Below are 12215 nucleotides of genomic sequence, written 5' to 3'. Positions count from 1 at the left end.
ATTGATTCAAATAGATTTTGGTACAGTCATTACTAGTGCTATAACAGCAGTTTTTTTTACAGGTGGAACTAATTATGTTTTACAAAAGAAGAATAGAAAAGGAAATGAAATTTTCACAAAAGGCTATATACTAATTGATGAGATTTATAATATTAACAATAAAAGAATTGAAACCGCTGCTGCCTTTGTACCGTTCTATAATCACCCAGAAGGATACTTAGAAAAATTACATACTGATTATTTTAAAGAGCTATCGGCATTTGAACTGATTGTTAAGAAATTTTCAATACTCTTTGATAAAGAACTGAATATCAAGTTACAGGAATATATAAATTATTTAAGAGAAGTTGAAGTGGCATTAAGAGGTTTTATGAACGATGATCCAATAATTGAGGTGAACTTCAATCAAGAATATATTGAGCGGTTGATTGATGAAATAACTAATTTAATAAAAAAACATATTTAAGCTTCTTTTGAGGAGCTTTTTTATTTTCAAAACAACTCAATCTAAAAGGAGGCGGCAGTGAATGTAGATGGTTGATAAGCACATACAGGCGTATAAGGATTACGCCAAAGGTATGAAATACAAGGACCTTGCCGAGAAATATGGGGTATCTGTGAACACCATTAAATCGTGGAAACAACGCCATGGTTGGCAAAGAAAAAAGGGTGCACCCTTAAAAAAAGGTGTGCACACAAAAAAAGTAGGTGCACCACTCGGTAACAAGAATGCGTTAGGTAATAATGGCGGCGCACCTAAGGGAAATCAAAACGCTGTGACTCATGGATTCTTCTCTAAGTTCCTGCCAGAAGAAACGCTATCCATCATGGAAGGGATTCAAGAACGTTCGCCTGTCGATATGATATGGGATCAGATACAGATCCAATATGCCGCAATAATAAGGGCGCAAAAGATTATGTTTGTTTCTGATAAGGAAGAAATGATTAAAGAATTGAAACAGAAAAAGTCTGTCCTATCTGAGGCAAGCGAAATTGAAGAGAAAGAGTATGAGTTCCAATTTTCTTGGGATCGTCATGCAACGTTCTTAAATGCTCAATCTCGGGCAATGGCGGAGCTCAGGAACCTTATAAAACAGTTTGATGTGTTAGCTCATGCAGAAGACGAACGACGCCTTAAATTGGAGCATATGCGTTTAAGTATAGACAAGAAAAAATTAGAGATTGAAGAGCTTACGGAAGAAGATAAACCTTTTGAGATCACCATTGTGAACAAAGGTGATGACAGTGATTAAACAGGTAAACCCTCATTTTAAAGAATTTCTTTTTGACTGGAATCAAAAGTTTCAGTTTCTTGTTGGTGGTTATGGGTCATCCAAAAGTTATCATGTTGCTTTGAAGATTGTTCTGAAATTGCTTATAGAAAAGCGTACTGCACTTATTATCAGAGAAGTGTACGACACACATAGGGATTCAACATTTTCTCTTTTTGATGAACTTGTAAGTGATCTGAAATTAGGTCAAATTGTTAGGTGCGTATCTTCTCCAATGCAGATTCGTTTTTCAAATGGCAGCAGAATCATCTTTAAAGGGATGGATAAGCCAGCCAAACTGAAATCAATCAATAATATTTCGCTTATTTGGATTGAGGAATGTTCTGAAGTGAAGTATGAGGGATTCAAGGAGCTTCTAGGACGTCTCCGTCACCCGACATTGCCGCTTCATATGATTCTCTCAACAAATCCAGTAGGAGAAGATAATTGGACTTTTAAGCATTTCTTCAAGGATGATAGGGAGAAACGCTTTGTGTTAAATGACAAGGAGCTTTATGAAAAGCGGATAATCGTTAGCAACGACACCTATTATCATCACTCAACGGCGGATGATAATCTTTTTCTGCCAGAAAGCTATGTCCAGCAACTTGAAGAATTGAAGGAATACGATCCAGACCTTTACCGAATTGCGCGGAAAGGTCATTTTGGCGTGAATGGAATACGGGTATTGCCACAATTCGAAGAGCGACCGCATGAAGAGGTTTTGAAGGCTATCGCAGATATTAACCGCCCGCTTAAACGAGTTGGTATGGACTTTGGTTTTGTGGAGTCGTATAACGCTGTTGTTAGGGTTGCTGTGGATCATGAAAAGAAATATCTCTATATCTATTGGGAGTATTACAAAAATGGACTGACGGATGATAAGACAGCCGAAGAACTCAAGGAATTTGCCGAGACTAAAGAATTAATCAAGGCGGATTCAGCAGAGCCAAAGACAATCCGTTATTTTCAGCAACACGGTTTCAATATGGTGGGCGCCCGTAAGTACCAAGGATCACGCCTCCAATACACAAAGAAGATCAAACGGTTCAGGAAGATTATTTGCTCTGATCGTTGCGAGAACACGATTTATGAGCTTAAGCCGCTTGCTTATGCTACCGATAAGCTGGGGAACATCATAGAAGACGAGTTCACCATAGACCCGCATACACTGTCAGCTATCTGGTACGCTCTCGATGATTATGAGGTAACCGATTTGAAAGAAGAATCAAAAGGAAGATCGCAAAGATCAAGACCAGGAAGGAGGTAAAGCATGTCAAAACAATCTGTTAAAGCACGAGTGATCAAAGCCTCTCCACCTACTGAATCAACGAAACAAATTTATGAAGATGAATTTGCTGACAGCTATGACAGCAATATTTTGCCTCCTCCGTATAACCTAAAAGAATTAAAGATGATTGCTGAGTATTCAACGATCTTACAGCAATGTGTTGATGCCTACAGGACAAATATTGTGGGCTTTGGATTTGATTTTGAGTACTCGTTTGATGTGAATTCGCCAGATGTGACAAATGAAGAAAAAATAGAAGCTGAAAGTGAATGGACAAAGCTTGAAGAGTTCGTTAAATATCTTCACTTTGATGAGTCAGCTGAGACTTTACTCGGCTTTGTAATTGAAGACCGAGAAAAGACCGGTAATGGATTTATTGAGGTTATCCGAAACGGTGAAAATAAGCCAGCCGGCATTGAATACATGGACGTTCAAAATGTACGAGTTTGCAAACTGTCTGAACCAATCGAAGTTGATTTTACGTACTTCGAACAAGGACAAATGAAATCAATAAAAAGAGAGAAACGATTCCGAAAGTATGTTCAGATGATTGATGGCCGTATGGTTTACTTTAAGGAATATGGTGATCCACGAATTTTAAATTTAGAGACAGGTCAATATGATGAACAAACACCATTCGAAAAACAAGCAAATGAAGTGGTTCATTTCAAGATAGGAAGCGGTACTTATGGTAAGCCCAGATGGATTGGCCATATTGTTAATTTGTATGGTGCTCGTAAAGCTGAAGAGCTGAACTTTATGTACTTCAAACAAGGAAGACATATTCCCGCTGCCATCACAATAGAAAATGGAATGTTGTCTGAGGACTCATACACACAATTGCAGGATTACATGAATGGGCTTGAAGGAGTGGAGAATGCTCATAAGTTTCTTTTGCTTGAAGCGGAAGGCATAGCGAAGGGGAAAAACATTCATGGTGATGAAGAGATTGCTCCAGTGAAAGTTGATATTAAATCACTTGCTGAAATCCTTCAAGAGGATGCCTTGTTTCTTGAATATGACCAAAAGAGCCGAGACAAAATTAGATCGGCTTTTCGTTTGCCTCCACTTTATACAGGTGAAGCTCAAGATTACAACAGAGCAACTGCAGATACAGCAAGAAAGATTACTGAGGAACAAGTCTTTCAGCCTGAACGAAAGTTAATCACAGGTAAACTGAATGCTTTATTTCTAAATGATCTTGAAATTCATAAGGTTCGTCTTCAGCTAAAAGGGCCAGACTTTAGAGATCCTTTAGAAATTGCTAAGGTTCTAACACCGTTTATAACAGCCGGTGCAGTTTCTCCGAATGATTTACGCGATTTGGCTGGACGGGTACTCGGTAAGACACTTGAAGAATGGCCAGAAGAAGAATACAACAGGCCGCTTGGTAAAACTAACGAGTCGTCCGTTTCCGATCCTTTGGCTGCGCTGTTTAAATCTAAGAACGGTACTCCTGATATGATCGGGGTATTAAAAGATATGCGGGATGTTCTGGAGGATCTGAAGAGATGAACAAAACGGATAAGCTGTTGGAGAGTCTGAACGCATTCATTCTAAAAGCCGAGGAAAATCAGTATAAGCAATTGGGGGAGATGGTACCTGACTTTCCTGGCAAACTTAATATCCCCAAATATGTGGAGGAATATGAAAAAGGCATCGCTAGATTGCTCAGACGCCAGCGTAAGAGGTTTTTAGATGGGCTGAATGGTTTTATAGGTAAAGACTCGAAAGAAACGCTGGAAGCCCTTCTGATGTTTTTTACACAGAACTTATTTGCAGAAGATGACTTCGAGGAAGAATTTCAGGAGCTTACCGAGGGATTTCTGCAGCAGACCGTTGAGGAACTGGCCGGAGTGATCATGGATTCATTGGATCCGGATGTCCCATTTGAAGCTTTATCTACCAGGGCAGCGGATTGGATCAAAGGTTGGTCTGAAAAGCTGGCCGAGATCATGAAGCTGAATACTCATGAGGCAGTGGAAAACGTGCTGACAGATGCTATCGAGGACGGGGCATCTATCCAGGACATTGAATTGACTCTCAAAGACATGCCGCAATTCGATAGGGAGCGGGCCCGGACCACGGCCATAACTGAAGTGCTTGCTGCTTCCTCTGCCGCTCAGCATGAATCATATGCACAATCGCCGGCAGTAAAGAAAAAGAAATGGCGGCACAGCGGAGGGAAGAAAAACAATCCGCGTGAAAATCACATCGATCTTGACGGCACAGTCATTGGAGTGGATGATGAATTTCAGATACCAGGTAGCAGCGAGACTTGCATGTTCCCGAGGGATCCTAAACTTTCAGCGGGGGAGCGGGTTAACTGCCATTGTGTTTTATCGCCTGTGGTAGATAACGAGATTTTAGGATTATCAGCCGAGGAAAAAAAAGAGATTCGGAGAGAAGCCTTAGCAAACATGGAATAAAATAGTATAATTACCTCGTTACTAAAAAACGGAAGGTGAAGCGGTTGAATTATTATAGTCAGATCGCAAAGGTTTTTGAAGAAATGGAGAAGAGAAATAGTGAACTTCTTAAGGCCACCAGCATGTCCTCTCAGATTCATTCTCTTCACCGAAAAATAAATTTACCAAGAAAAAGATTTGAGTCGCTAATGGCACAACGTAAAGCGTTTGAAAAGGTGGTTCATACTAATCACGCTCACAGAATTCAAAAGGTAATGAAGATGGCATCTTCTGCTAAAGAAATGACAATTCCAACATTTCCTAAAATCAATTTGCAATTGCCAAAGATTACAATTGATTATGCGAGAATTGAAAAAATTACATATCATAACTCTCGTCATGGATGGACTCTAACTGAAGAAATTCCAATACAATTTTATCTGGATGATGCATTCCTAGGTTACGATCAAAAGGAATTAGATAATACCTTTGTGTCATATTATGAAAGAGATAACTATAAGCAACTTGACGGACTAAAAGAAGTTTTATTGGAAGGTCTAGGTGATAGGTGGAAAGAACTTATCGAGCACTCGTTTGAATTATATGTGGAAGGTGGATTTAGGATATCTATCCCTACACTCATCACAATTATTGAAGGTGAAATGAGCGAGTTAACGGAGAGTTTAAAAGTCGGGATGAAATTGATGAGTGAATTTAAAGACAAGATTGATGAGAGCGATAAATATTTAGCGATTGCATCGTATTCTATTTTTTATTTCTTTGAGGACAAGCTCTTCAAAACACATTTATTTGATGAAGAAAGACAGCCTATGATTAATAGAAATTGGATCCTTCATGGAAGAGATAATCCCCAACATTGGGGAAAAGCCGACGCCTTGAGACTTCTAAACACTTTAGCCACGATACAGTTTATAAAAACAATAAAATTTGAAGAAGTAGAAAAAGTGTAAATGTGTGTTTCATATAACTATACACACGGTATAGAAGCTCTAGGTTGAGCTGGGGGTTATAAAGGGATGTATCTGTCTTCTTTTTAAAATTTAGTACACTTCTAACGCCATTAAATCCTTAGTGGCGTTTTTAATATTTGGAAGGAGGTGAACAACATGCCAAGAGAATTGGTAAACGCAAAAATCACACATGTTTCTTATGTCGACAAGGCTGCTAATCAAAAGCAGTTCTTTTTTATGAAATCAGAAAAACAGCCGGACTTTCAAAAAGAGGTCAAGGTTCTTGCGAAAGAAGCAGACGAGCAGAAACTTGTTTACGGTATTGTTTATGAACCGAACACAGTGGACGCCCACGGTGATTTCATGACTGCTGCAGAAATTGAAAAGGCCGCTCATGGATTCCTGAAAGATGCCCGTAAAATTGATAAGCAACATGATTTTCAGGGTGGTGTCGGCGAGGTGGTTGAGTCCTATGTCGCGCCTGCCGACTTTTTAATGAATGGGGAAACTATCAGAAAGGGCTCATGGGTCCTCGTTACAAAGGCTTCTGAAGAAATATGGGAGCAAATCAAAAAAGGTGAAATTACCGGTTATTCAATGGCTGGTACAGCTGAGACAATCGAATTACAAGATGAAAAGCCTGTTTCTCAAGAGAAAACAGATGAGAAAGGGCTTTTTAATTTGCTCAAAAACTTTTTTACGGGTAAGCAACAGCAATCATATGAAGAGCCAGTTACAAAGGCGGGCAGAAAATTTTCCGCTTCAAACCTGCAAGAAATCAAAAATGCTCACACCGCTCTTGGAAATTTACTGAGCCAAGTGGAAACAGAAGAGGGGGAAGAAGAAATGACTTCGGAGGAAGTAACTAAATCCATTCAAGAAGCATTAGAGCCAATTAAGAAGCGGCTCGAGACATTAGAAAAAGAGGAAGAGCTTAATAAGAAAGATAAAGAAAAAGAAGAAGAGACTGAAAAAGAGGGCGAGAAGTTGAAAAAGGCAATTTCAGAAGCTGTTCAACCGCTCGCTGATCGTATTGAAGCAATCGAAAAAAGTCGCGGAACATCTAAGCAAACTGAAGAATCGGGTTCCGAACAAGTTCAAAAATCAATCTGGTCAGGGTTGTTTTAATGGCTAAGGAGGATAAGAATGAGAAATCAAGAGGTTATTAATAAAGCAGAAATGACGCTTTCTACTTTAGAGAGCGGCGGGATTATGAATCCTACTCAAGCTTCAACTTTTATTCGAATGGTTCAAGATACGCCAACTATTTTAAGAGATGCGCGAGTTATTCAAATGGATCATGACACACAGAAAATCGAGAAGATCGGTTTTGGTCAGCGGATTTTAAGGGCAGCCCAAGAGGGAGTTGCGCTAACTAAAGATCAAAAGTCAGTTCCATCAACTAGCACAGTTAACTTAAGCACAAAAGAAGTAATTGCTGAAGTTAACATTACCTATGACACACTTGAAAACAACATCGAAAAAGATGGTCTTCAAAATACAATTATGCAAATGATAGCTGAACGTGCTGCGGTTGATATTGAAGAGTTGCTTGTAAATGGAGATACATCTTCATCCGACTCATATCTTGCACAATTAGATGGCATCAGAAAACAAGCTACATCTCACATTGTTGATGCTGCAGGTGAGGAACTGACACGCCAAACGTTCAAGCGAGGGTACAAAGCTGTACCTCCAAAATATTTGCGAATTCCGCAGGAGTTCCGTTTCTATACATCGCCTGGTATTGAGGTTGAATGGAAAGACCGCGTTGCTGATCGTCAAACAAATTTAGGGGATGCAGCTGTTCAAGGTGGCCTTTCATCCGCTTTTGGTGTTCCGATCAAAGGTATTGCAAATTTACAACCTTATACGATTGGAGAGGGAGATACTGCAGCCGATGTTTCTGATATCATCCTAACTCATCCGAAGAATATCATTCTCGGATTCTCTCGTAACATTCGGATTGAAGTAGATAAAGACATCCGTCGCCGTATGTTTATCATCGTTCTGACAGCGAAATTGGATAGTGTTTTTGAAGAAGAAGACGCAGTAGCCAAGATTGTGAAAGTGAAGGAGTAGGTGGTCTGGCGTGTTTACTGCAAAGCTTATTAAAGGCAAAACATACAATGTCATGGGAATAACCTTTCGAGCAGGTGTCAGTCAAACAGTACCAAAAAGGCTCTATGAGTATTTAAATGAAAACCCATATTTTGTACTAAACCAAGAGCTTAATAATCAAAAGAATGCTCCGATAAATTATACTGAATCAGAATTGAAAGGTATGAATAAAGCAGAGCATGAATCCATTATTTCTAATCTTGGTGGCAATCCGTCTGACTTCAAAAACGCAGATGAAAGAATTGCCTACATCCTTAACGAAATAGATAACAAAGGGGAGTGACCTTATGCTGTTAATCACTCCCGATGAATTAAAGAGTTATTCAGTTTTTGAGTCTGTAAAGACCAGGCCTGACGAGTTGTTAAAACAGGATATACTTGAGGCAACTGCCGATATCATTCTTAAAGTTGGACATGATTTTACAGATGCAGAGTATATTCCTTTGCCTGAAACGGTTCGACTGGCCCTATTAAAGTTGTCTCAGTTTTATGCTCTTATAAATGGCGACGAGTCAATTATTAAAGGATATACAACTGAAAAAATTGGTGACTATTCATATACTCTGGGGGATGGCAGTTCTCTTCAAAAACCTGATGTGTATGCATTAATAAAAGATTATGTGAAACCGGCTGACCCTGATTTAGAAGGGATTGAAGCGAAAGTGCGGATGAGATCAATATGAGTTATCAATCCTTATTGACTCACAGATGTGACATTTACCATCTGCAGGAGAAAAAAGAAAATAGACAGCAAAAATTCGGGGTGCCGGTTGAAGATGTTCAACCGGTTTTTTCGTACCCTGATGAGCCGGACATAGAAAATCAGCCGTGTTATTTTACAGAAAAGAGTCAGTCCATTATCCAACAAGAACCGAATGTAGCTATTTATCAATCATTCCTTGTGCATTTCCCTGCTACTGCTGATATTCGAGTAAATGACAGGACGGTTTGGGATGGTACTGCTTATAAATTACAGAAGCCCCGCAAAGTCAGGAATCATCATTGGGAAGTGACGGCAGTACGGGAGGTTGAATATTTATGAAGATCAAAGGTCTTGATCAGTTCATTCAGTCATTAAACCGTGCTTCTCGAGTAGGATTGAAAGGGAAATACGAACAGTGGCTTGAAGCCATGGGTTTCGAGTTCCTAGACATTATCCAAGATGAAATTATCAGGACGAAAACGGTAGACACACGCCGCTTGCTTAACTCTTTTCAACGAGGTGACCAGGATAATATCTTTTCAATGACAAAAGGCAGCTTAAAGTTGGATGTTGGAACAAATCTGGAATACGCCTCATACGTCAATGATGGGCACTTTACTATCGATCCGTCTAAAAATCAGGATAGACGGTGGGTTCCAGGGCGGTGGAAAGGCGACAGTTTCGAATATGACCCTGCCGAAAGAAATTCCGGTATGCTACTGAAGTTCCAATGGGTCGACGGTTCTGGCTTTTGGGATAACGCCATGGCTATATTTCAGTTGATGTTTGAGAGAAGCCTTGAGCGGAAGCTGCAGCAATGGATTGATGAAGAATTTTAAGGCGGTGTTTCCATGAATCAAGAAGTAGGTTCAATTATGGGCTATCTATACAAACTGTATCCTGTTCAAGTGTATGAAGAAGAAATACCGCAGGACTTTGCTGTTCCATCTCTTTACTTTCCACCGGCTTCCACGGTCGATGGGGTGGACACAGTATCCACGTTTCAGAAAGCCTATGTTTTAAACGTAAAACTATTTCACGAAAACGCACAGAAGGCTCATAACGAAGCGGAACGAATTGTGGATACACTTAGAAGCAGAAGGGGGATAATTCCGCTCATACAGGAATCTGGCGAGGATACAGGTGATTTTATTCGGCTATCTCGAATAGAAACGCGAGTATCAGATGATTACGCAACCATTGTCTTAAACTGGACGAGCCGCTATTGGTATGAGCGGGAAGAACAGCGTTCAATTGATGGTTTTAAATTTAAAAGTGGGGTGAAATGATGGCCACTAAAAAAGAGAATGCGGAAAACGCTTTTTATATTAGGGATTTGCGAGAGCACAGTCGAGAGCTCTTTGGGGTAAAACCCGAGGTGTTTGACGGTGCTCTTTTTCATGTTCATAAAACGAGTATTACAAAATCGGAAGCGAAGAAGTTGATTACTCAGTTTCTTCAAAAGGAGGTCAAATAGATGAACGGCGGAGCATTCACACCCGGCAAGGAAAAAGAGCGTGCCGGTATTTACTTTAACTTTAAAACGACCGCGGAAAATCGAGTTTCTGCCGGAGAACGCGGGACAGTTGCGCTGCCGATAGCATCCAGCTGGGGTGAGGTTAAGAAATTCATTTCTATCTCTTCAATCGAGGACTTGAATAAAAAAGTGGGGTTGAACATTGATGATCCTTCGCTGTTGCTTTTACGTGAGGCAATGAAAAAGGCAAGTACAGTCCTGCTTTATCGTTTGACGGAAGGTCTTCGTGCTTCAGCAGACATTAGCGAAGGTGTAAAGGCTACTGCTCTTTATGGCGGTACTAAAGGAAATGACATCATTATCAGCATTACAGAAAACGTTATTGACTCTTCAAAAGTGGATGTCACTACCTACCTTGATCAGTCAGAAGTGGATAAACAAACAGTGTCTAAAGCTGAAGAGCTTAAACAAAATAACTATGTCACGTTTACAGGGAAAGGGGATTTAACAGTTACTATTCCGTTAACCGGTACGGCCCCTGAAGACGTTAGCGGGGCTCTCCCGGCATCTTCCGGAATCCGCTTGTCAGGTGGAACAGACAAAACACCGACAAATGCCGATTATATAGCTTTCTTGGAAGCGGCTGAAACGGAATACTTTGACACAATCGCACTGCCTGTAGAGGATAACGAGCAATTAAAAGCAACGTTTGTTGCGTTTATCAAACGGCTGAGAGACAACCAAGGGCAAAAGGTTCAAGGTGTTCTTTCAAATTACAACGGAGACCATGAGGGTATTATCAATGTAACTGGTGGCGTCCTACTTGAAGATGGAATGGAGATCACTCCTGAGAAAGCTACTGCTTGGGTTGCAGGCGCAAGTGCGGGAGCTACATTTAATCAATCACTTACATTTGTAGAATACGAGGGAGCTGTAGATGTTCTTAACCGAATTGACAACAACGAAATCGTTGAACGATTGGCAAATGGGGAATTTTTGTTTACTTATGATTCCCGTGATAAATCCGTTTCGGTTGAAAAGGACATTAACTCACTCACAAGCTTAACAGCAGAGAAAAATAAGATGTTCCAGAAAAACAAAATTGTCCGTGTACTTGATGCAATCAATAACGATCTAACATCTCAATTAAAAGCATTGATCAAGTCTCGCAAAGCAAGCGGCAGTGACGTTCCCGCTACAAATGACGGACTGCAGTTTGTAAAAACGCTGATTACTCAATACTTGAGTGTTCTTCAAGATAACGGGGGCATTACTGATTTTGATTCAGAGAATGACATTACAATTGCTTTGAATAACGATCGTGACGGCTTCCTGATTGATCTTGCAGTTCAACCGGTGGATGCAGCTGAAAAATTCTACTTTAATGTTGAGGTGAAATAAGAATGGCATTAAAAGCGCAAAATACCATCTCGGGTAAAGAGGGCAGGCTGTTTCTTGATGGAGAAGAAATGGCTCATATCAAAACGTTTGAAGCCAATGTGGAGAAAAATAAATCTGAGGTAAATATCATGGGCCGTAGGATGACGGGGCACAAAACGACTGGAGCAAATGGAACGGGAACAGCCACTTTTTATAAAGTGACATCTCAATTTGTTCTTATTATGATGGACTATGTGAAAAAGGGAAGTGATCCTTACTTCACCTTACAAGCTGTTCTGGATGACGCCTCTTCAGGCCGCGGCACTGAACGTGTCACTTTGTATGATGTGAACTTTGACTCTGCGAAAATCGCCGGGCTGGATGTTGATTCTGAAGCATTGGAAGAAGAAGTGCCGTTTACCTTTGAGGATTTTGATGTGCCTGAACAGTTAAAATCCACATTCTAATCACTTTCACGAAAAATCGCCGAACTTTAACGAAGATATTCACGAAAAATCGTGAACTCTCACGAGATATTCACGAAAAAATGTGGTAAGATTACTTTAGAAGTAATCCAACTGAACAAGTTACAA

General features: G+C 40.2%; 16 protein-coding genes. All 16 read left to right on the top strand.

What is annotated here, in order from left to right; genetic code table 11:
• Position 1 precedes the first annotated feature (1 nt).
• The 16 genes from CDO84_RS12225 (at position 2) to CDO84_RS12150 (ending at position 12089) form a co-directional block, all read left to right on the top strand.
• Entirely contained in the window at positions 2–466 is a 465-nt protein-coding gene (locus tag CDO84_RS12225; RefSeq protein WP_004398685.1) for a hypothetical protein, read from the top strand.
• A 67-nt stretch (positions 467–533) separates the two neighbouring features.
• Positions 534–1253 (top strand): phage terminase small subunit, encoded by a 720-nt coding sequence (terS, locus tag CDO84_RS12220; RefSeq protein ID WP_040082425.1) that lies wholly within the window; start codon positions 534–536, stop codon positions 1251–1253.
• Positions 1246–2541, top strand: a complete 1296-nt coding sequence (locus CDO84_RS12215; protein ID WP_082032960.1) for a PBSX family phage terminase large subunit — start codon at positions 1246–1248, stop codon at positions 2539–2541. Before terS ends, CDO84_RS12215 begins: the two co-directional genes overlap by 8 nt.
• A gap of 3 nt (positions 2542–2544) precedes the next feature.
• Complete coding sequence (locus CDO84_RS12210) at positions 2545–4077, top strand: phage portal protein (RefSeq protein ID WP_040082426.1); 1533 nt, start codon at positions 2545–2547, stop codon at positions 4075–4077.
• Positions 4074–4991, top strand: a complete 918-nt coding sequence (locus CDO84_RS12205; RefSeq protein ID WP_040082427.1) for a phage head morphogenesis protein — start codon at positions 4074–4076, stop codon at positions 4989–4991. Before CDO84_RS12210 ends, CDO84_RS12205 begins: the two co-directional genes overlap by 4 nt.
• Before the next feature lie 44 nt (positions 4992–5035).
• A complete protein-coding gene (locus CDO84_RS12200) occupies positions 5036–5941 on the top strand; it encodes a hypothetical protein (RefSeq protein ID WP_040082428.1) in 906 nt (301 codons plus the stop codon).
• 156 nt (positions 5942–6097) lie between these two features.
• Entirely contained in the window at positions 6098–7069 is a 972-nt protein-coding gene (locus CDO84_RS12195; protein WP_040082429.1) for an XkdF-like putative serine protease domain-containing protein, read from the top strand.
• Positions 7070–7087: 18 nt separating this feature from the next.
• Entirely contained in the window at positions 7088–8023 is a 936-nt protein-coding gene (locus tag CDO84_RS12190; protein WP_003229922.1) for a phage major capsid protein, read from the top strand.
• A 10-nt stretch (positions 8024–8033) separates the two neighbouring features.
• A complete protein-coding gene (locus CDO84_RS12185) occupies positions 8034–8345 on the top strand; it encodes a YqbF domain-containing protein (protein ID WP_040082437.1) in 312 nt (103 codons plus the stop codon).
• A 4-nt stretch (positions 8346–8349) separates the two neighbouring features.
• Positions 8350–8745 carry a protein YqbG gene (yqbG, locus tag CDO84_RS12180; RefSeq protein ID WP_015714318.1) on the top strand — a complete coding sequence of 132 codons (396 nt, stop codon included), beginning with the start codon at positions 8350–8352 and terminating at the stop codon, positions 8743–8745.
• Positions 8742–9104, top strand: coding sequence for a YqbH/XkdH family protein (locus tag CDO84_RS12175; protein ID WP_040082438.1), 363 nt, complete (start codon positions 8742–8744; stop codon positions 9102–9104). Before yqbG ends, CDO84_RS12175 begins: the two co-directional genes overlap by 4 nt.
• The gene (locus CDO84_RS12170) at positions 9101–9604 is read left to right on the top strand and encodes an HK97 gp10 family phage protein (RefSeq protein ID WP_040082439.1); all 504 of its coding nucleotides are present in this window, start codon (positions 9101–9103) and stop codon (positions 9602–9604) included. Before CDO84_RS12175 ends, CDO84_RS12170 begins: the two co-directional genes overlap by 4 nt.
• A 12-nt stretch (positions 9605–9616) precedes the next feature.
• Positions 9617–10054 (top strand): phage tail terminator family protein, encoded by a 438-nt coding sequence (locus tag CDO84_RS12165; protein WP_040082440.1) that lies wholly within the window; start codon positions 9617–9619, stop codon positions 10052–10054.
• A complete protein-coding gene (locus CDO84_RS12160; RefSeq protein WP_082032961.1) occupies positions 10051–10242 on the top strand; it encodes a YqzN/YkzM domain-containing protein in 192 nt (63 codons plus the stop codon). Before CDO84_RS12165 ends, CDO84_RS12160 begins: the two co-directional genes overlap by 4 nt.
• Entirely contained in the window at positions 10243–11643 is a 1401-nt protein-coding gene (locus CDO84_RS12155) for a phage tail sheath family protein (protein ID WP_040082441.1), read from the top strand.
• A gap of 2 nt (positions 11644–11645) precedes the next feature.
• Entirely contained in the window at positions 11646–12089 is a 444-nt protein-coding gene (locus CDO84_RS12150; protein ID WP_003229930.1) for a phage tail tube protein, read from the top strand.
• The last annotated feature ends 126 nt before the right edge of the window (positions 12090–12215 follow it).

Source organism: Bacillus sp. MD-5, from assembly GCF_002201875.1.
GTDB classification, from domain to species: domain Bacteria; phylum Bacillota; class Bacilli; order Bacillales; family Bacillaceae; genus Bacillus; species Bacillus stercoris.
This window is presented reverse-complemented; position numbering and strand designations above follow the sequence as displayed.